Source organism: Aeribacillus sp. FSL W8-0870, assembly GCF_037963755.1.
Lineage (GTDB): Bacteria > Bacillota > Bacilli > Bacillales > Aeribacillaceae > Aeribacillus > Aeribacillus composti.
Genome location: NZ_CP150165.1, coordinates 3,891,886 through 3,912,398, shown reverse-complemented (window position 1 = coordinate 3,912,398; position 20,513 = coordinate 3,891,886). Strand labels below are relative to the sequence as shown.

The window sequence follows — 20,513 nt, the reverse complement described above, 5'->3', positions numbered from 1 at the left end:
AGGGAAGAGCTTATTCATTTTTTGCTGTATTAAACAGGATCCATCATACTGCTTTTTGAAATGAGGCTGAACCAGCTGAGACTATGGAAAAGCAGACAATGAAAAAAGCGAAAAACAAAAAACGCGATCCAAAAGTAAATTGCAGGCTCTATTTCTAGGTCAAGAGAGTTTTCCACAGCGATGTGAACGCTGTTTGAGTTGTTCAGCAAACGCCCGGCAGTCGTTGCAGAGATTATTGGTCGCTTAGTTATATTGAAAACTAACATCCTCATAAATCATTTTGAAAAACCCCGTTCTTTTGCAGAAATGTCATTAACTGTTTTCGGCCGCGGAAAATTTTTGTTTTCACCGTATTTTTAGGCAAATTCATCTGCTGGGCAATTTCTGTATAGGATAATCCCTGCTGCCGCAATAGAATAATCTTTTTTGTATTAGGATCCATTTCGTTTAATGCATTTTGCACATATTCAATCATTTGTTTTAATAAGGCCTCGGATTCGGGATTCCATTCTGAGCAGTTGTGAAAAATTGCTTCTTGCTGCAGATGGTTTAGCAAATGATTGTTTCGTTGAATTTTTCGAAGATGGTCGGTGGCTGTATTTTTTGAGACAGTCGTAATCCAAGCGCTGATATTGGTAGGCATATCATTCGTTTGAAAATATATATATATTTTAATACAAACTTCTTGGACGATATCATCAACAAGAGATTCGTTTTTCACAGTCCTTTTGACAGTTTTTTTTATTTGATGATGGTGTTGTTTAATGAGCCCGACAATGTCAGTCGTATCCATTTTTCCGGCACTCCTCTAGCAAAATTAACAAATAAATTTTGGAATTTGTTCAATATTTTAGAAATAAATAACTGTCATTATATACGAAACAAAGGAAAAATGGTTCCGATTTTCAACGATTTGGTGAATTGACTGAACGTTCATTCATTATATAATATAATTAAGAAACGTCCGAAATTTCAGTCAAATACAACAGGGGGATTTTATGAATGGGGGAGAATAATGAATACACTATTATGGATTAATTTTTTTGCGTTTTTGCTTGTAACCGTTTACGCGGTGTATTTGTTTATTTATTTAATTCAAACTAGAATTGCTTATATCAAACTTGGAAAAAAAGAAGAATTCGACGGGAAGGTAAAAGAACGTTTCGAACGGATTTGGGTCAATGTGTTCGGACAGAAAAAACTATTAAAAGACAAGAAAATGGGCTGGGTTCATGTTATTTTTTTCTACGGCTTTATTCTTGTCCAATTCGGTGCGATTGATTTCATTTTAAAAGGGCTGATTCCGGGGAGCCATTTGCCTTTCGGACCGTTGTACCCGATTTTCACCTTTTTCCAAGAAATTGTTACCCTCCTTATTTTAGTAGCGGTAGTTGCTGCTTTTTACCGGCGATACATTGAAAAGCTTGTCCGTTTAAAACGAGGGTTTAAATCCGGACTTGTCCTTGTTTTTATCAGCGGATTAATGCTGTCTGTACTGCTTGGAAACGGTATGTACATGATTTGGAGGGGATATGAACGAAGCTTTAGTGAACCTGTTGCCTCATCGGCTGCTTTCCTGCTGGGCTTTGTCGGTGAAACAGGCGCCGCTGTTATTTTTTACGTTTTTTGGTGGGTGCACCTGCTCATTTTGCTCACATTTTTAGTGTATGTCCCTCAGTCTAAACATGCCCATTTAATTGCAGGACCTGCCAATGTTTTTTTAAGTCGTTTGTCAAATCCAGGGAAGTTGGAGAAAATTGATTTTGAAGACGAAACTCAAACATCATATGGAGTCGGAAAAATTGAAGATTTCCGGCAAACGCAGCTTCTCGATTTGTACGCCTGTGTTGAATGCGGACGGTGTACAAATATGTGTCCGGCGACTGGTACTGGAAAAATGCTTTCGCCGATGGATTTAATCATAAAGCTTCGGGATCATTTAACAAATAAAGGGGCTGCCATCACTTCCAAGTCCCCTTGGGTGCCTGCCTTTGCATTTCAAAATACGATGGGAAATCAGCTGGCTCTTCAGTCGCTGCAAAAGGGAACAGGTGAAGCGGCGGCGGCTCTTGACTACAATCCAAGCCTCATCGGGGAGGTCATTTCAGAGGAAGAAATATGGGCATGTACGACGTGCCGGAATTGTGAAGACCAATGTCCAGTAATGAACGAACATGTCGATAAAATCATTGACCTGCGCCGCTACCTTGTATTAACAGAAGGAAAAATGAATCCGGATGCGCAGCGGGCGATGCAAAACATTGAGCGGCAAGGAAATCCGTGGGGCCTAAACCGCAAAGATAAGGAAAATTGGCGCAAATCACGAGAAGATGTCTACGTGCCAACGGTGAAGGAATTGAAAAAGCAAGGCGAGGAGTTTGAATATTTATTCTGGGTCGGTTCCATGGGATCATTTGATAATCGCAGCCAAAAAATCGCTTTATCGTTTGCTAAACTTTTGAACGAAGCAGGTGTGAAATTTGCTATATTAGGAAATAAAGAGAAAAATTCAGGTGACACACCGAGACGCCTCGGCAATGAGTTTTTATTTCAAGAGCTTGCTGCAAGCAACATAGCCGAATTTGAAAAATATAATGTGAAGAAAATTGTTACAATCGACCCGCATGCTTACAACATATTTAAAAATGAATATCCGGATTTCGGTTTTGAAGCTGAAGTGTACCATCATACAGAACTTTTAGCAAAACTGTTGAAAGAAAAGAAGCTCGTTCCGAAATATGAAGTGAATGAAACGATTACTTTCCACGATTCTTGTTACCTTGGAAGATACAACGAAATTTATGATCCGCCCCGTGAAATTTTGGCATCCATTCCAGGTGTAAAAGTTGTTGAAATGGAACGGAATCGGGAAACGGGCATGTGCTGTGGAGCCGGCGGCGGCCTTATGTGGATGGAAGAAGACACGGGAGTGCGCGTCAATGTTGCGCGCACCGAACAAGCACTGGCTGTCAATCCAAGCGTGATCAGCTCCGGATGTCCATATTGTCTAACAATGCTGACAGATGGAACGAAAGCAAAAGAGGTTGAAAATAAAGTGAAAACGTATGATGTAGCGGAGCTGCTGGAAAAAGCTGTTTTTGGCGAATCGAAGGAGCAAGAGCTCATTTCATAAAGATATGATTAGATAGAAAGCAATTTTAAAAGGAGCCTCAAGGGCGCCTTAAGATTTTAAAAAATAGAAAGATAGACAATGGAATTTGACGAAAAAATTTAAAATCAAGACACAATACGGTAGCATAAAGTTGTAAAATTTGTTTATAATGAATGGTATGCAAACGTATCATATGGTACATCACTGAAAGGGCGGCATTTCATCATTCGGAATTATATCATGCTTTATTCTATTTTCGTTGCCCTTTCATTTAATAAAGATAGATGAAAGACGAGAAAGGGAGTGCCTGACCTTGAGCTTAACGCAATACTCGCAGGAGCAGCTGAAAGAAATGTCGATGGTGGATATCGCTTACCTTATTCTTTCCGAAAAAAGGCAAGCTATACCGTTTGAAGAATTAATGAAAGAAGTTAGCAGTTTATTAGGGCTTTCGGAGGAAGAAGCGACCGAACGCATTGCACAGTTTTATACGGATTTAAATATAGATGGAAAATTTATTTGCATTGGGGAAAATAGCTGGGGCATTAAGAGCTGGTATCCGCTCGATCAAATTGAAGAAGAAACCCAGCCGACGGTTAAAACGAAGAAGAAAAAAGCGAAGATTGCATACGATGAAGAAGATCTTGACGATTATGAAGACTTGGTTGAAGACGATCTTGACTATGACGATCTTGACGATTATGTGGATGAAGAAGAGCTTGATCTTGATGAAGAAGACGATGATTTTGAGGACGAAGAAGATGATGAAAGCTTTGATGATGAACTAATTGACGATGATTACGATGTAGAAGATGACGAGTTGGATGCTGATTTCGATCTCGATGAGGAAGAATTGGACGAACAATAATGTCCTAAATTTAAGGGTTGACTTTCATAGTTTTCCTCGCTAATATTTTAATTGGGCTTTAAAAGTACGGAAAACAAATTACAATATGAAAGCTCCCTTTCCGAAAAGGAAGGGAGCTTTCATATTTTTTTGTTGATGCCTTCTGACGATTTATTTTGTGCAAATTAACAAAAGGATAGATTGCAACTGGAGGGAATTTTTGCATGACCAAGTATATTTTTGTAACCGGTGGCGTTGTTTCATCTTTAGGGAAAGGAATTACTGCCGCATCTCTTGGCAGACTTCTAAAAAACCGCGGGTTGAATGTGACGATTCAAAAATTCGATCCATATATCAATGTTGATCCGGGGACAATGAGTCCGTATCAGCATGGCGAAGTGTTCGTGACGGATGACGGCGCTGAGACTGACCTCGATTTAGGCCATTACGAGCGCTTTATTGATATTAATTTAAATAAGTACAGCAATGTCACAACAGGAAAAATTTATTCGGCCGTCATTAAAAAAGAACGGAGAGGCGATTATTTAGGCGGAACCGTTCAAGTCATCCCCCATATTACGAATGAAATTAAAGACCGCGTTTTTCGCGCTGGCAGAGAAACAAATGCTGATGTCGTTATTACCGAAATCGGCGGTACCGTCGGAGATATTGAATCATTGCCGTTTTTGGAAGCCATCCGCCAAATGAAAAATGAAGCAGGCCGCAAAAACGTCATGTACATTCATTGTACTCTTGTGCCATATATTAAAGCAGCAGGAGAAATGAAAACAAAGCCGACACAGCATAGTGTGAAAGAATTGCGCTCATTGGGAATACAGCCAAATGTGATTGTAGTGCGCACAGAAATGCCGATTTCCCAAGAGATGAAAGATAAAATTGCTTTGTTCTGCGACATTGAACCGAAAGCTGTCATTGAATGCCGTGATGCCGATATTCTTTACAGCGTCCCTTTAGCATTGCAAGAACAAAACCTTGATCAAATTGTTTGCGATTATTTGGATCTTCAATGCGGACAAGCTGATATGACGGAATGGATCGAGCTTGTCAATAAAGTCCGCAATTTATCAAAAACAGTCAAAATCGCCTTAGTCGGCAAATATGTCGAGCTTCAGGACGCCTATATTTCCGTTGTGGAAGCTTTGAAGCATGCCGGATATTATTATGATGCCGATGTGGAAATTGATTGGATCAATGCGGAGCATGTTACGAAGGAGAATGTAGCAGACTTGCTTCAGGGAGCTGAAGGTATATTAGTTCCTGGCGGATTTGGAGACAGGGGAGTGGAAGGGAAAATAATCGCGACTCAATACGCCCGCGAACAAAAAATTCCTTTCCTTGGCATCTGTCTTGGCATGCAGGTAGCTTCGATCGAGTTTGCCCGCAACGTTCTAGGATTAAAAGGTGCGAATTCATCTGAAATTGATCCAAACACTCCATATCCGATTATTGACTTGCTTCCGGAGCAAAAAGAAGTAGAGGATTTAGGAGGAACGCTCCGTCTTGGTTTATATCCTTGCAAATTGAAAGAAGGAACAAAGGCTTATGAAGCCTACAACGATGAAGTAATTTATGAACGTCATCGCCATCGGTACGAATTTAACAATGAGTTCCGTCAGCAAATGGAAGAGGCCGGATTTGTATTCTCCGGAACAAGTCCAGATGGACGGTTAGTAGAAATCATTGAATTACAAGACCACCCTTGGTTTGTTGCGTCCCAATTCCATCCGGAGTTTACATCACGGCCAACTAGACCGCAGCCTCTTTTCCGGGAGTTCATTCACGCTTCTCTAAACAAGAAAAATCAATAAGAAATGAAAGAAAAGGTTGTCTGAACGATTGGTTAGACAGCCTTTTTTTGCTCGTAATACAAATTTTTTTATTACGACAAATCTTTCACTGATTTCCGAAAGCAGCGGCTTTGTTTTTCATTTTGAAGAAAGAATCGGCCGGGAAATCGACGCTGTTCTAAATTTAAAAACCATCCCTATAAACGGCGTCGCATTTTTCATAAAATTTTATTAGAGTATCGCAAAAAAGACTTATACGCGATTTTTCATAAAAACGCATTGTAAATCATGAAACAGGTCATCAGCCTCTCTGCTCTACAAAATGTATTGATAAAGGTCTAAAGTCTGTATAAGAGAGGACTAAATTTGAAATCAATAGGTTTCTATGCTAATTCATAAAAAAAGAAATTGGCGATTTGCCAATTTCTTCGCATTTCTTGCATGTAAAGTTTATTCTTCATGTTCCTCCAATATTTCTTTCACAGTCAAAAATAAGCAGTAGTAAACATATAATGAAGTCATGAGCACAGGGAAGCCGATTCGTTCATTATGTTCAGTGGGAATAATGGGTTTTGTTAATTTGGAATCTACATGTATATCGACAAATTGCTGTAAGCTTTTTTCGCCGTTAACAGCTGCGGAAACCCCAACGGTTGGAATCCCTTTTTCGGCCAATTGCTGCGCAGTATCAATCGCATCAAGATCAGTCGAAAACGGAGTGAAAAGGAGAACGCGGTCTGCTGCGGTTACGTTATCCACATCAGGCAAAGGCTTGCATGCCGGAAAGGATTCTCCTTTTTCAACTTGGGCATAAATTCCTTCAAGAATTCCCCATCCTTTTACATAAATGGCGCCTTCTCCGATTGCAGCCTGCGCCAGAAGACGTGCGGCATCTTCTATTTGGCTGTTTTCTTTCTCTTGAATTCTTTGGAAAAACCCTGTTAATTGTGTCGTAAAAATTTTTAACATTCAATCATCAGCCACCTTTATACAAAGTTCTCTGCTTATATAATAAGAAAAAGCGGCGAAGAATCAAAATATGAATAATTTGTGAACCGGTTGGCAGGAAATTGTAATTTAATCGAGAATACATAACTAAATAAAATTTTAAAAAGTATTGCATTTGTTTAAGTTAAGAGGTGTAAAAATGGATGGGAAAATTTTAATTGTCGACGATCAATACGGAATTCGGATTTTGCTGAATGAAGTGTTCAATAAAGAGGGTTATCAAACTTTTCAAGCTGCTAACGGTTTTCAGGCATTAGAAATAGCCGAAAACCATTCCCCTGATCTCGTTTTATTAGACATGAAAATTCCAGGGATGGACGGGATAGAAATTTTAAAAAGGCTAAAAAAGGTTAACCCTGATATACGAGTCATTATCATGACCGCGTATGGAGAATTGGATATGATTCAGGAAGCGAAAGATTTAGGGGCATTAACACACTTCGCCAAGCCGTTTGACATTGACGAGCTGCGGGATACAGTGAGAAAATATTTGCCTTCCCGAGCGAAATAAAGTGTATAATCCATGAATTTATCGGGATAAAGTTGCCGAAATCCTCATAAGTTGGTATTCTATTTAGTAAGAAAAGATGATTGGCATCATACATACATTTTTCTTGCTCAGGTCATGCTAGATTTGAGCTTTTCGCTAATCGCAACATAGGCTACTTAATTTAAGGAGGATTTTTCGATGCCCTTAGTTTCAATGACTGAAATGTTAAATCGTGCAAAAGAAAACGGCTATGCTGTAGGACAGTTTAATTTAAACAATCTCGAGTTCACACAAGCAATTCTGCAAGCAGCAGAAGAAGAAAAATCACCGGTTATTTTAGGCGTTTCTGAAGGCGCTGGTCGCTATATGGGCGGTTTTAAAACGGTTGTGAACATGGTAAAAGGTTTGATGGAAGATTATAAAATTACCGTTCCAGTTGCCATCCATTTAGATCACGGCTCAAGCTTTGAATCATGTGCAAAAGCTATTCATGCCGGCTTTACTTCTGTTATGATCGATGCCTCTCATCATCCTTTTGAAGAGAATGTCGCTTTAACTTCCAAAGTAGTGGAGCTTGCTCATCTACATGGTGTTTCTGTTGAAGCGGAATTAGGTGTTGTCGGCGGACAGGAAGATGACGTAGTAGGAGAAGGAATTATTTACGCTGATCCAAATGAATGTGAAGAGCTTGTAAAACGGACAGGTATTGATTGCCTAGCTCCTGCATTGGGATCTGTTCACGGTCCGTATAAAGGAGAGCCGAACCTAGGCTTTAAAGAAATGGAGGAAATCAGCAACCGGACTGGCGTTCCATTGGTACTGCACGGGGGAACAGGAATTCCGACAAAGGATATTCAAAGAGCAATTTCTTTAGGAACTGCGAAAATTAACGTTAATACAGAAAACCAAATAGCATCTGCTAAACGCGTACGCGAAGTTTTGGCAGAAAATCCGGATATGTATGATCCGCGCAAATATTTAGGTCCTGCCCGGGAAGCCATTAAAGAAACAGTTAAAGGCAAAATGCGCGAATTCGGTTCATCCGGAAAAGCAGAATAAATAGATAAGGTTTCATATTTCTTTATGCAATTAACGGCCGCCTTTCTTTTATGAAGTATGGCGGTTTCGTTTCTTGTTTTTGCGAAAGCGATCACATAAGGGAGGTACTAGGCATGTTATTTTTTATTGATACAGCAAATATCGAAGAAATTAAGGAAGCTCAATCACTAGGCGTTTTGTCAGGAGTAACAACTAACCCTAGCTTGGTTGCAAAAGAAAAAGGCGTAACGTTTGAAGAAAGATTGAAAGAAATTACATCCATTGTTTCCGGATCTGTCAGCGCGGAAGTCATCTCAACTAAAGCGGAAGAAATGATTAAGGAAGGTCAAGAATTAGCTAAAATTGCACCAAATATTACGATAAAAGTTCCTATGACCCCTGATGGTCTAAAAGCGGTCAAAAAATTCTCAGAATTAGGAATTCATACAAACGTGACGCTTATTTTTAACGCCAATCAAGCGCTACTAGCTGCAAGAGCAGGTGCTACATATGTTTCTCCTTTTTTAGGTCGGTTAGATGACATCGGTCATAATGGATTGAATCTCATTTCGGAAATCTCCCAAATATTTGATATTCATGGCATTGATACGAAAATTATTGCTGCTTCCATCCGTCATCCGCAGCATGTAACTGAGGCAGCATTGCGCGGAGCTCATATTGCCACGATTCCTTATAAAGTGTTGATGCAGCTGTTCAAACATCCGCTGACTGATCAAGGTATTGAGAAATTTTTAGCAGACTGGAACAATCGATAAATGATAAAACGGGGGATTTCCCCCGTTTGAAAAATTTTTTGCCGCAGAATCCGGTCTTTTGACTTGCTGTAACGCCTGAAGGAGTAGAATCTGCTCGTTTTTCTGATGAACGTTTTGTCATGCCCTATCTATTTGTGTACAATAAAATTGCCGCCTTTTCGTATGTATTTTTCAACAAATGGTAATCAATGTGTAAAGAGGGCTTTTCATCATGACAGTTTGTTAAAGAAAATCTGGATCCCGTTTTCTTTAGCAAACTGTTAGGTCACAAGAAGGGAGACTGCTATGGAAAAGTTAAAAGTTGCAGGCGGGCAGAAGTTGAAAGGTACGGTGAAGGTAAGCGGCGCCAAAAATAGCGCAGTAGCATTGATTCCAGCAACAATTTTAGCAAGCTCATCCGTTACGATTGAAGGGCTTCCGGATATATCTGATGTACATATTTTGGGCGATTTATTGGAGGAAATAGGGGGCAAAGTTTCGTTTCATCAAAACGATATTACAGTCGATCCGACAAGCATGCTTTCAATGCCGCTTCCAAACGGAAAAGTGAAAAAGCTGAGAGCCTCTTATTATTTAATGGGAGCGATGCTTGGCCGGTTTAAAAAAGCGGTGATCGGGCTTCCCGGCGGCTGTCATTTAGGCCCGAGACCAATCGACCAGCACATAAAAGGGTTTGAAGCTTTAGGTGCTTCTGTAACAAATGAGCATGGTGCCATTTATTTGCGGGCGGATGAGCTTAGAGGAGCTCGAATTTTTCTCGATGTAGTCAGCGTGGGTGCCACTATTAATATCATGCTTGCAGCGGTCTTGGCAAAAGGGCGGACAATTATTGAAAATGCTGCAAAAGAACCTGAAATCATTGATGTTGCAACTTTATTATCCAGCATGGGGGCAAAGATAAAAGGAGCCGGAACGGACGTCATCCGGATCGATGGGGTTGAAAAGCTGCATGGCTGCCGTCATTCGATTATTCCGGATCGAATTGAAGCAGGGACGTATATGATTATCGGTGCCGGCATTGCGGAAGAGCTCATCGTTGACAATGTCATACCTCTTCATCTTGAATCCCTTATTGCGAAGCTTCGGGAAATGGGGGTCCATGTCGAAACGAGCGATGATCAAGTTTATATCGCCCGTCGAAATAAAGAATTAAAGCCTGTCGATATAAAAACTCTCGTTTACCCGGGATTTCCAACCGATTTGCAGCAGCCTATGACAACGCTTTTGACACAGGCGAACGGAACGAGCATGGTGACGGATACCATTTACTCTTCAAGATTCAAACATATTGATGAATTAAGAAGAATGGGTGCTCAAATCAAAGTGGAAGGTCGGTCTGCGATCATAACAGGTCCGTCAACTCTTCAAGGTGCGAAAGTAAAAGCGAGCGATCTTCGGGCAGGAGCATCGCTTGTTGCAGCGGGTTTAATGGCCGATGGCATAACAGAGGTAACTGGCATCGATCATATTGATCGCGGATATAGCCATTTGGAAGAAAAACTTGCCGGGATTGGCGCCAAAATATGGAGGGAGAAATTAACTGACAAAGAAATTCAGCAATTGCAAAATTCATAAGAATCGACAAGTTCAAATCAACATTTTTGGATGAAATGGCACCAAAGGGGGAGGAACACAAAATGGAAAGAAGTTTATCAATGGAACTTGTACGTGTGACAGAAGCTGCTGCCCTTGCGTCTGCACGTTGGATGGGCCGCGGCAAAAAAGATGAGGCGGATGATGCCGCGACCTCAGCAATGCGAACCGTTCTAGATACGATCCCGATGAAAGGAACAGTCGTGATTGGAGAAGGAGAAATGGACGAGGCTCCGATGCTGTATATTGGGGAGAAGCTTGGCAACGGCTACGGCCCGCGTGTCGATGTCGCCGTAGATCCATTGGAAGGAACCAATATTGTGGCGTCAGGCGGCTGGAACGCACTTGCTGTTATAGCGGTAGCCGACCATGGGAACATGCTTCATGCGCCAGATATGTATATGGACAAAATTGCAGTAGGGCCTGAAGCTGTCGGGTGCATAGATATTGATGCTCCGATTATCGACAATTTAAAAGCTGTTGCAAAGGCGAAAAATAAAGATATCGAAGATGTTGTAGCAACTGTTTTAAATCGAAAAAGACATGAGCATATTATTCAAACCCTTCGAGAAGCGGGTGTTCGCATTAAACTGATCAATGACGGCGATGTCGCTGCGGCAATTAATACCGCCTTTGACCATACGGGCGTTGATATTTTGTTCGGATCTGGAGGGGCTCCTGAAGGAGTGTTGGCAGCAGTTGCTTTAAAATGTTTAGGAGGAGAAATACAAGGAAAGCTGCTGCCGCAAAATGACCAAGAGCTGGAACGATGTAAAAAAATGGGGATTGATGTAAACAAAACTCTCCGAATGGAAGATTTAGTAAAAGGCGATGATGCGATTTTTGCTGCAACAGGTGTAACGGATGGCGAGCTGTTAAAAGGTGTGCAATTCAAAAGCTCTATTGCAACGACTCATTCTGTTGTGATGCGTGCGAAATCCGGAACAGTTCGCTTTATCGATGGCCGCCATTCTTTGAATAAAAAACCGAATTTAGTTATTCGATCTTAGTGAGAGGAGACGAATAGATCTCCTCTGCTTTTTAAAAATAATACCCTTCAAAATACTTTCCGCTGTTTTTTAGCTTGAAATGTATTGCGAAAAGTAAAAAAATAAGGTAAAAATAAAGAGGTTGTTATAAAAAGATTTCTGCTTTTAAGCTTCCTACCTTCCTGCCTCCTTCTCAATCCATTTGTCCTTACATTTTCAAACAACATAATTTTAATGGATGGAAGAACGAAACGTGAGACATTTTGAATATGGTAAGAAAAGCGTGGTGTAAGTATGAGCGAGATTTCCATTTCAACTCTTGAAAATATGAAATTAAAAGAGTTGTATGAACTAGCACGTCAATTTAAAATTTCATATTACAGCAAATTAACGAAAAAGGAGTTAATCTTTGCAATATTAAAAGCAAATGCGGAGAAAGAAGATTTGCTTTTTATGGAAGGCGTCTTAGAAATCATTCCTTCTGAAGGATTTGGTTTTCTGCGTCCAATTAACTATTCTCCCAGCGCGGAAGATATTTATATTTCAGCCTCGCAAATCCGCCGTTTTGATTTAAGAAACGGCGATAAAGTATCTGGAAAAGTCCGCCCGCCAAAAGAAAATGAACGATATTACGGTTTGCTGCACGTTGAAGCGGTAAATGGCGACGACCCCGAATCTGCGAAAGAACGCGTCCATTTCCCGGGTCTTACTCCACTTTATCCAAATAGACAAATGAAGTTGGAAACCGAACCTAAAAATTTATCAACAAGAATTATGGATTTAATTACACCAGTTGGCTTTGGGCAGCGCGGTTTAATTGTGGCCCCACCTAAAGCAGGAAAAACAATGCTTTTAAAAGAAATTGCCAATGCTATTACGACGAACCATCCTGAGGCTGAGCTGATTGTGCTGCTAATTGACGAACGTCCCGAAGAGGTAACCGATATTGAACGTTCTGTAAAAGGGGATGTCGTAAGCTCAACTTTCGATGAGGTGCCGGAGAATCATATTAAAGTCGCTGAACTCGTTCTTGAACGAGCGATGCGTCTTGTGGAGCATAAACGGGATGTCATTATTTTAATGGACAGCATAACCCGTCTGGCCCGTGCGTATAACCTGGTCATTCCGCCTAGCGGCCGAACGTTGTCAGGAGGAATTGACCCTGCCGCGTTTCACCGTCCGAAGCGGTTTTTTGGGGCGGCGCGGAATATTGAGGAAGGCGGCAGCTTGACGATATTGGCAACTGCGCTTGTAGATACGGGATCGCGAATGGATGATGTCATTTACGAAGAATTTAAAGGAACGGGAAATATGGAGCTTCATCTTGATCGTTCATTAGCGGAAAGGAGAATATTCCCTGCCATCGATATTCGCCGTTCCGGTACACGAAAAGAAGAGTTGTTAATTCCGAAAGAGCATTTAGAAATGCTATGGGCGATTCGAAAATCTATGTCGGATCAGATCGATTTTGCTGAACGCTTCTTAAAGAAAATGCGCATGACGAAATCAAATGAAGAGTTTTTTGAAATGCTTAAAGAAGAATGGAAAACAACTGGCATAAAAAGTTTCTAACTATGTTGCATTTCTTGTAAACCCTTGTTATAATTTTTTCATGTGTGTTTAAGAATGTTGAAGCGTGAAGTAATTGCACGTTTCCGAATAGATAAACTCTGTTTCGAATGATTCAGGGCGTAAAGGAGTTGAAAACTATGAAACCGGGAATTCATCCAAATTATAAAAGAGTACTCGTAAAATGTGCTTGCGGAAACGAATTTGAAAGCGGTTCTGTTAAAGACGAGGTGCGCGTTGAAATTTGTTCTGAATGCCATCCGTTCTATACAGGCCGTCAAAAATTTGCAACTGCAGCCGGACGTGTAGACAAATTTAACAAAAAATACGGTCTTAAATAATTTTGCAAAACAGGCAGTCTTTTCATTCTGCCTGTTTTTTTCACTTATTTTGCATGTTTTATAAAACAGGGAGAGATTTTTAAATATGGCGCAATTGTTTTTTAAATATGGGGCAATGAACAGCGGCAAATCCATCGAAATTTTAAAGGTTGCTCATAACTATGAAGAACAAAACAAATCGGTGCTGATTTTCACATCTGCTATTGATACTCGTGATGAAGTTGGATATGTATCAAGCAGAATTGGCTTCAGACGAAAAGCGATACCGATCTACGATGATACGAATATTTTTCAAATTGTGAAGGAGTATCAGCCTAAGCCGTACTGTGTGCTAGTGGATGAGGCGCAATTTTTAAAGAAAAAGCATGTACTTGAACTCGCAGACATTGTTGATAAATTGAATATTCCCGCAATGGCGTTTGGATTGAAAAACGATTTTCAAAACGAACTTTTCGAAGGAAGCAAATATTTGTTGCTTTTTGCGGATAAAATTGAAGAAATGAAAACGATTTGCTGGTTCTGCGAAAGGAAAGCAACAATGAATTTACGGATTGACGACAACGGCAAACCAGTATATTCGGGTGAGCAAATCCAAATCGGAGGAAATGACAAGTACTATCCTGTCTGCCGAAAGTGCCACGCGAATCCGCCGTTATGAATCATTGCTTATTTGCATTAGATGGGAAGAAACGTTGTCGGCAAGGTGTGATGAAGAGAATCTTACGATAAGGAAATATTTTCATTTAAAAGAGCTGATCCTTTTGGGCACCTTAAGAACAGGAGGTGCTTTTTATGCGAATATTGATACCATTCATTTTGGCGGCAATATATTTACTGTCAGGGTGTGGAACGGCGGATAAAATATCAGATAATCGCTCATTAAATCTCGATCATAATGGATCCAACCTGATGACGAGGGACGTTAAGCCTGAAAATACAGGAGATGTGGTCGACCAGCAAACACAAAATCCAAACATAAATATTGCGAACAGCCCCTTGACGATCAGGGAGGCAAAAGAACAAATCGTCCGTACACTGGAAACTGAAAAAGGTTTAGAGCTCGATTCTTTTTGGACAAATGGGGACGATGCTTGGGCGGTTATTTATACATCACAAAAATTGACGGAACAACAACGCGAAAACCGGCAAAAGGAGCTGTATGACAAGTTGCAGCGCGCACTGCCCCGATACAACTTGCATGTTCAGTTAATCAATAAAAAATAAAACTCGTTCACCGATTGAGCGAGTTTTATAAAGAACTTATAAATCGAAAATTGATTTCGTGTATCGAGTGTGTGTCATGAAGACGGGCTTATAAACCGAAAATGGAGCTAAGCAGCGTTTTATATACTGCCTTCTTTTTTCGGGGTTTATCAATCGAAGACGTTTGAAGTGAAGACATTTGAAGTTCAGGCATATTTTTTTTGCTTTCAAGCTCTTTTATTTTTCTTTCGAGCGTCTCGATCCTTCCTGTCAGCTCTTCAATTTCCTTTCTTTGCACTAAAAGCTGATATGACACGACATCGTCAGCTTTTGAATAGATCATTTGCTCCAGATCCGCTATTTTTTTCAACAATTCGTTCGAAACCGTTCCACCAGCATTTTTAGCCGATTCTTTTCTTTTCGCTTTTACTATTACTTGTTGCATTGGAACTCCTTGTTTTATTTGATTGTGAACTTCTTTGAGCAAGGTGATATCCTCGTCAGAAAACATATAATGTCCAAGTTCGTTCCGTTCCATTGGAAGATTAAGCTGTTTGATCCAGCGCTGAACTGTTTTCGGAGAAACACCGATTTTTTTGGCAGCATCGGTTGTATTCATCGAACCTCCCCTTTCAAACGATCATAATATACATATTCAGCTTTTTATAGGAGAACCCTTCCTGTTTGACAAAACAAGCGGTCATCCGGCAAAAGTTCTAGAATATCGACAGAGGAGCCGGCAATTATCCGAACGTTTGAAACTGCGAGAGCTTCAAAAAATATATTCTGTTCCATTCGGCCGCTGATTCTATTTCATGGCAGAATCATTCGTCCGCATACATCTGGTTTTGTCTGTCAGCCGACTTGATTTTGTCCTGCACTCTAGATCAAAAACGAAAAATTTTAAAAGGTTGCTAGTTTGGTACAAATGATGGCGGCATATTGGATTGATTCATCGCTTTTTAACAAAACCTTGATGTGATTATAAAAGCCGTCCGAACCTGTAAAATCGACTTTGCAGCATCGCATATCGAAAAAAGCTTTTTTGCTTCCCAATTGTTAAAAACGGTTGTTTTTGACTGGTACAGTTTCCTATACTATAATTTAGAAAGTTACAAACGGTGCACCACATAGGAGTTTCCCTATGAGTGGGCTATGATTAAAAATAGAGGTGAAATTCCGTGTTAGAACGTTTGCAAGCGGTTGAAGACCGATATGAAAAATTGAATGAGCTTTTAATGGATCCGGAGGTTGTCAACGATCCGAAAAAGCTGCGCGAATATTCGAAAGAACAATCTGATCTTCAAGAAACGGTTGAAGTTTACCGTGAATATAAAAAGGTAAGAGAGCAGCTAGAAGATGCAAAAAGCATGCTTGAAGAAAAGCTTGATCCAGAAATGCGGGCAATGGTAAAAGAGGAACTGGCAGAGCTTGAAGCGCGGGAAAGCGAGCTGATTGAGCAATTAAAAATTTTATTGCTTCCAAAAGATCCAAACGATGAAAAGAACGTTATCATGGAGATCCGCGGTGCAGCAGGCGGAGAGGAAGCAGCGCTTTTTGCTGCAGACCTTTACCGCATGTATACTAGGTATGCGGAAGATAAAGGCTGGAAAATAGAAGTGATGGAAGCAAACACGACCGGGACTGGCGGCTATAAAGAGATCATTTTTATGATTACAGGAAAAGGAGCCTATTCCAAATTAAAATTTGAAAACGGTGCCCATCGCGTGCAGCGGGTACCGGAGACGGAATCGGGAGGCAGAATTCATACGTCAACTGCAACAGTCGCCTGTTTGCCGGAAGCGGAAGAGGTAGAAGTAGAAATTAACGAGAAAGATATCCGTGTTGATACATTCGCATCAAGCGGTCCTGGAGGACAAAGCGTTAACACTACGATGTCAGCTGTACGTTTAACACACATTCCAACCGGAATTGTCGTATCCTGCCAGGATGAAAAATCGCAAATAAAAAATAAAGAGAAAGCCATGAAGGTTTTGCGTGCCCGCATTTTAGATAAATACCGCCAAGAAGCGCAAGCGGAATACGATCAAAACCGAAAGCTTGCTGTTGGAACCGGTGATCGATCGGAACGCATTCGTACGTACAACTTCCCGCAAAACAGAGTTACAGACCATCGCATCGGTCTCACATTACAAAAGCTTGATCTCATCCTAGAAGGAAAATTGGATGAAATTATCGATGCCCTCATTTTAGAAGATCAAGCGAAAAAACTGCAATCCCAAGGGGAGTAAACCATGCCGAAAGTTTTCGAAGCCCTCAAATGGGCTTCTTCTTTTTTAAAACAAGCGGGAAGAGATGAGAATGCGGGAGAATTGCTGCTTTTGCATCATATGAAGAAAAGTCGGGCGAGCTTGCTTGCCGATTTAAGAATGGATATTGACAAACAAGTATGGGAAATCTTTCAGCAGGACGTGCAAAAACATGCTCAAGGGATGCCTGTGCAATATATTATCGGCTGCGAACAATTTTACGGCCGCCCTTTTAAGGTGAACGAGCATGTATTGATTCCGAGACCGGAAACGGAAGAGCTAGTTCAAGGCGTGCTGCTCCGCTCTGAACGTTTATTTTCTGAAAGGGAGCAAATCGATGTTGTAGATATTGGCACGGGGAGCGGTGCTATTGCCGTCACATTGGCTCTTGAAAATAAAAAAATGCGCGTGTCTGCCACCGATATTTCCGAAAAAGCGCTTGCAGTGGCAAAAGAAAATAACGAAAAGCTTTGTGCTAATGTGCATTTTTATCAAGGCGATTTGCTGAACCCTATTATAAATGCAAAGCAAAAAGCGGATGTTGTTGTGTCCAATCCGCCGTATATTCCGGATGAAGAAATCATGGAGCTGTCAACGGTTGTAAAGGACTGGGAGCCGACATTAGCGCTTTCAGGAGGAGCGGACGGCCTTTTGTATTATCGAAAAATTGTGGAGCAGCTTCCAGATGTGATCCGCTACCCTGGATTAATCGCATTTGAAATCGGGCACGGGCAAGGAAAAGATGTGAAAAGCATGCTAGAGAATAGGTTTCCAAAAGCAGAGGTACAAATTGAATACGATATGAATGGAAAAGAACGGAAAGTATTTGCTGTCCTTTCGTTATAATAAGCTTTTCGAGCCATTCCCTCCTTTTCTAGCAAACTTCAAATCTGAACCAATTTTATGTTTAAGATCTCTCTCTTCTGTCGATAATGACGTACTGAAGGGAGAGGAAAAACGATGAAAAAGAAATTATCTGTTATATATATTTTTTTAATGCTGTTTGGCAGCCTATTAACAGCTTATGAAATGCCGACAGACGCAAAACAAAATGAGACGGTGATCATTCCTGACGAAGCCATTCGTCTGCGAATTTTAGCAAATAGCGATTCTCCGGAAGATCAAGCTTTAAAACGGAATGTTCGGAATGCGGTCAATGAAGCAATTAATCAATGGGTTCAGGATCTAACTTCGATTGAAGAGGCGCGTAAAATCATTCGAGCAAAAATACCAGAAATTAAAGATATCGTCCAAAGCGTTTTAAAACAGGAAAACAGCAGCCAATCCTTTACAGTGGAGTTTAAAAAAATTCAATTTCCGACAAAGCTTTATGGAAATTTCCTTTATCCGGCTGGAAACTATGAAGCCATATTGATCACTCTTGGAGAAGGAAAAGGAGCCAACTGGTGGTGTGTGTTGTTTCCGCCGCTTTGCTTTGTCGACTTTTCAAGCGGTGAAGCTATTCAACAGGATGAAGAAAAGGATAAAGTAAAAGAAGAAAAGAAATTAGAGAAAACAAAAAACTTATTCGCTCCTGAAGAACATGATGAGGAAGTAGAAGTGAAATTTTTCTTAGTAGAATGGTTTACAAATCTGTTTTCATAGGTCTAATTCAGCTTTTGCCTCATACATTGATTACTAGATTTGTCCGAATAAAAGGGGTGAAAGCGTGTATTATTCATTGCGGTTTGCGGAAAGGGAAGACGTAAAAACCATTCAACAATTTGCAGATCAAGCGGGCGTTTCCACGGAAGGCTTCGACAACAGCCATTTTATTATTATGGAGACTGATCATGGTGAAATAGCGGGATGTCTAGGAATGGAAGTCATCAATCAGGATGGTCTCCTCCGCTCTTGCGTTGTGTCCAGCAATTTGAATCAAGGACATATCATTTCCCTATTAAAATCGGCAGACTTATTAATGGAACAGTTTCGTTTGAAAAATATTTATTTTGCAGTCAACAAAAATTCTGTAGCAGAGTTATTAGAAATATTGGGATTCAAGAGGATTCAAGCGGATGAATTGCCTTCCCACATGCTTGCGTCAAATCTGATGAATCAGTTGGTATCCGTTCCAAATGTAGAGTTTATGGTAAAATAACGCTAGGGATACGTATAAATTATACACAATATCCACAATATTTATCCACTGCAATCAACAGCTTTATCCACAATTTGTGGATAAAGCTTGTTCTTGAAAAATAATTGAACAGTTTCACTATTGCTTAGAAAGATTCATAACACTCGTTCATGTATTAGCAAAGGAGTAAACGAAATGAAAACGAAGCATTGGATTGTGGATAATTTAGAGCATGTTACAAAAAATTCTCCACAAATTGTTCAGGCAGCCGAACTATTGAAAAAAAATGAATTGGTTGCCTTTCCAACAGAAACAGTCTATGGACTAGGAGCAAACGCGAAAAGCGATGAAGCAGTAGCAAAAATTTATAGCGCGAAAGGAAGACCGAGCGATAATCCGTTAATTATCCACATTGCTAAAAAAGAACAGTTAACAGAGATTGTGGATAGCTATCCCGATTGGATTGATCCATTAATTGACCGTTTTTGGCCAGGCCCGCTCACCCTTGTTTTGCCAAAAAAAGAAGGTCTGTCGAATCTTGCCACAGCAGGATTATCAACAGTAGCAGTGCGCATGCCGGATCACCCTGCAGCATTAGCATTAATCGAAGCAGCAAATCTGCCGATTGCAGCTCCGAGCGCCAATCTTTCCGGAAAGCCAAGTCCCACTTCTGCTAAACATGTCATGGATGATCTCGAAGGGCGAATCCCGGGAATTGTCGATGCAGGCCCTACTGGACTTGGCGTAGAATCAACAGTACTTGACTGCACCGAGGATATTCCAGTGATCCTGCGTCCAGGTAGTGTTACAAAGCAGCAATTAGAAGAAGTCATCGGTTCGGTGCGCATAGATGCTGCGCTGCTGAATCAGGAGGAAATGCCGAAAGCGCCGGGCATGAAATATACACATTATGCACCTGATGCTCCTTTAACGATTGTCGATGGAAGCAAAGAATTTATTGAACAATTAATACAAAAAGAGAAAGAAAAAGAAAAAAAAGTCGGGGTGTTGACAACTGAAGAAAATAGTCGTTTTTACAGTGCGGATAAAATTGTTGTCTGCGGAAAAAGAAGCGATTTGCGAACAGTTGCCAGCGCACTGTATGATTCGCTCAGAAAGTTTAATGAAGAACAGCTGGATGTATTATTCAGCGAAGCGTTTCCTGCGGAAGGAGTTGGACAAGCTATTATGAATCGCTTGTTAAAAGCTGCATCCCACCGGATCATAAAAGAACGGTAAACTTTTAATGCCTTGAACAAAAATCGGCGCTCAGGCCGGTTTTTTTGAGTCCAGACTTTCTGATCCTTTGTTTAACAGGCGGAATTGACAGATCAAAAGCAAATATAAAAATGGTAAAGGCTCATCTGCCATCGCACGCATAGGCAGAAA

General features: G+C 40.6%; 20 protein-coding genes. 17 read left to right on the top strand and 3 right to left on the bottom strand.

Annotation, left to right across the window (positions count from 1 at the left end; translation table 11 throughout):
• Positions 1 to 268: 268 nt before the first annotated feature.
• Positions 269 to 793, bottom strand: a complete 525-nt coding sequence (locus NSU02_RS18830; RefSeq protein ID WP_063389046.1) for an RNA polymerase sigma factor — start codon at positions 791 to 793, stop codon at positions 269 to 271.
• Positions 794 to 1,015: 222 nt separating this feature from the next.
• Between NSU02_RS18830 and NSU02_RS18825 the strand changes: the two genes are divergently transcribed.
• The 3 genes from NSU02_RS18825 to NSU02_RS18815 all read left to right on the top strand — a co-directional run bounded on the left by NSU02_RS18825 (position 1,016) and on the right by NSU02_RS18815 (position 5,788).
• The gene (locus NSU02_RS18825; RefSeq protein WP_311066663.1) at positions 1,016 to 3,133 is read left to right on the top strand and encodes a (Fe-S)-binding protein; all 2,118 of its coding nucleotides are present in this window, start codon (positions 1,016 to 1,018) and stop codon (positions 3,131 to 3,133) included.
• A gap of 292 nt (positions 3,134 to 3,425) precedes the next feature.
• Positions 3,426 to 3,980 (top strand): DNA-directed RNA polymerase subunit delta, encoded by a 555-nt coding sequence (rpoE, locus tag NSU02_RS18820; RefSeq protein WP_117016863.1) that lies wholly within the window; start codon positions 3,426 to 3,428, stop codon positions 3,978 to 3,980.
• Between the two features lie 203 nt (positions 3,981 to 4,183).
• Positions 4,184 to 5,788, top strand: a complete 1,605-nt coding sequence (locus NSU02_RS18815; protein ID WP_063389043.1) for a CTP synthase — start codon at positions 4,184 to 4,186, stop codon at positions 5,786 to 5,788.
• A 429-nt stretch (positions 5,789 to 6,217) separates the two neighbouring features.
• On the opposite strand, the gene NSU02_RS18810 is transcribed toward NSU02_RS18815, so the two are convergent.
• Entirely contained in the window at positions 6,218 to 6,736 is a 519-nt protein-coding gene (locus NSU02_RS18810) for a DUF2529 domain-containing protein (RefSeq protein WP_063389042.1), read from the bottom strand.
• A gap of 178 nt (positions 6,737 to 6,914) precedes the next feature.
• Here NSU02_RS18810 and NSU02_RS18805 point away from each other — a divergent pair, with 178 nt between their 5' ends.
• The 9 genes from NSU02_RS18805 to NSU02_RS18765 all read left to right on the top strand — a co-directional run bounded on the left by NSU02_RS18805 (position 6,915) and on the right by NSU02_RS18765 (position 14,795).
• On the top strand, positions 6,915 to 7,286 hold the full coding sequence (locus NSU02_RS18805; protein ID WP_063389041.1) for a response regulator: 372 nt from the start codon (positions 6,915 to 6,917) through the stop codon (positions 7,284 to 7,286).
• Positions 7,287 to 7,463: 177 nt separating this feature from the next.
• A complete protein-coding gene (locus tag NSU02_RS18800) occupies positions 7,464 to 8,324 on the top strand; it encodes a class II fructose-bisphosphate aldolase (RefSeq protein ID WP_063389040.1) in 861 nt (286 codons plus the stop codon).
• 113 nt (positions 8,325 to 8,437) lie between these two features.
• Complete coding sequence (gene fsa / locus NSU02_RS18795; RefSeq protein ID WP_066251329.1) at positions 8,438 to 9,079, top strand: fructose-6-phosphate aldolase; 642 nt, start codon at positions 8,438 to 8,440, stop codon at positions 9,077 to 9,079.
• 285 nt (positions 9,080 to 9,364) lie between these two features.
• Positions 9,365 to 10,654 (top strand): UDP-N-acetylglucosamine 1-carboxyvinyltransferase, encoded by a 1,290-nt coding sequence (locus NSU02_RS18790; protein ID WP_339193597.1) that lies wholly within the window; start codon positions 9,365 to 9,367, stop codon positions 10,652 to 10,654.
• Between the two features lie 62 nt (positions 10,655 to 10,716).
• Positions 10,717 to 11,682: a class II fructose-bisphosphatase gene (gene glpX / locus NSU02_RS18785; protein WP_063389037.1), complete on the top strand. Its 966-nt coding sequence runs from the start codon at positions 10,717 to 10,719 to the stop codon at positions 11,680 to 11,682.
• Between the two features lie 273 nt (positions 11,683 to 11,955).
• Positions 11,956 to 13,233, top strand: a complete 1,278-nt coding sequence (gene rho, locus NSU02_RS18780; protein WP_339193595.1) for a transcription termination factor Rho — start codon at positions 11,956 to 11,958, stop codon at positions 13,231 to 13,233.
• Between the two features lie 137 nt (positions 13,234 to 13,370).
• Complete coding sequence (gene rpmE, locus NSU02_RS18775) at positions 13,371 to 13,571, top strand: 50S ribosomal protein L31 (protein WP_063389035.1); 201 nt, start codon at positions 13,371 to 13,373, stop codon at positions 13,569 to 13,571.
• Between the two features lie 85 nt (positions 13,572 to 13,656).
• Entirely contained in the window at positions 13,657 to 14,229 is a 573-nt protein-coding gene (locus NSU02_RS18770) for a thymidine kinase (protein WP_063389034.1), read from the top strand.
• Between the two features lie 134 nt (positions 14,230 to 14,363).
• The gene (locus NSU02_RS18765) at positions 14,364 to 14,795 is read left to right on the top strand and encodes a hypothetical protein (protein WP_066251326.1); all 432 of its coding nucleotides are present in this window, start codon (positions 14,364 to 14,366) and stop codon (positions 14,793 to 14,795) included.
• Positions 14,796 to 14,883: 88 nt separating this feature from the next.
• Here NSU02_RS18765 and NSU02_RS18760 read toward each other — a convergent pair whose 3' ends face one another.
• On the bottom strand, positions 14,884 to 15,393 hold the full coding sequence (locus tag NSU02_RS18760; RefSeq protein ID WP_339193592.1) for a MerR family transcriptional regulator: 510 nt from the start codon (positions 15,391 to 15,393) through the stop codon (positions 14,884 to 14,886).
• Positions 15,394 to 15,955: 562 nt separating this feature from the next.
• Between NSU02_RS18760 and prfA the strand changes: the two genes are divergently transcribed.
• The 5 genes from prfA (at position 15,956) to NSU02_RS18735 (ending at position 20,363) form a co-directional block, all read left to right on the top strand.
• Positions 15,956 to 17,026 carry a peptide chain release factor 1 gene (prfA, locus tag NSU02_RS18755; RefSeq protein ID WP_063389031.1) on the top strand — a complete coding sequence of 357 codons (1,071 nt, stop codon included), beginning with the start codon at positions 15,956 to 15,958 and terminating at the stop codon, positions 17,024 to 17,026.
• A gap of 3 nt (positions 17,027 to 17,029) precedes the next feature.
• The gene (prmC, locus tag NSU02_RS18750) at positions 17,030 to 17,890 is read left to right on the top strand and encodes a peptide chain release factor N(5)-glutamine methyltransferase (RefSeq protein WP_339193590.1); all 861 of its coding nucleotides are present in this window, start codon (positions 17,030 to 17,032) and stop codon (positions 17,888 to 17,890) included.
• A 114-nt stretch (positions 17,891 to 18,004) separates the two neighbouring features.
• Positions 18,005 to 18,649: a stage II sporulation protein R gene (spoIIR, locus tag NSU02_RS18745; RefSeq protein WP_063389029.1), complete on the top strand. Its 645-nt coding sequence runs from the start codon at positions 18,005 to 18,007 to the stop codon at positions 18,647 to 18,649.
• Between the two features lie 64 nt (positions 18,650 to 18,713).
• Complete coding sequence (locus NSU02_RS18740) at positions 18,714 to 19,145, top strand: hypothetical protein (RefSeq protein ID WP_339193588.1); 432 nt, start codon at positions 18,714 to 18,716, stop codon at positions 19,143 to 19,145.
• 174 nt (positions 19,146 to 19,319) lie between these two features.
• Positions 19,320 to 20,363, top strand: a complete 1,044-nt coding sequence (locus NSU02_RS18735) for an L-threonylcarbamoyladenylate synthase (RefSeq protein WP_094244718.1) — start codon at positions 19,320 to 19,322, stop codon at positions 20,361 to 20,363.
• Positions 20,364 to 20,513 lie beyond the last annotated feature (150 nt).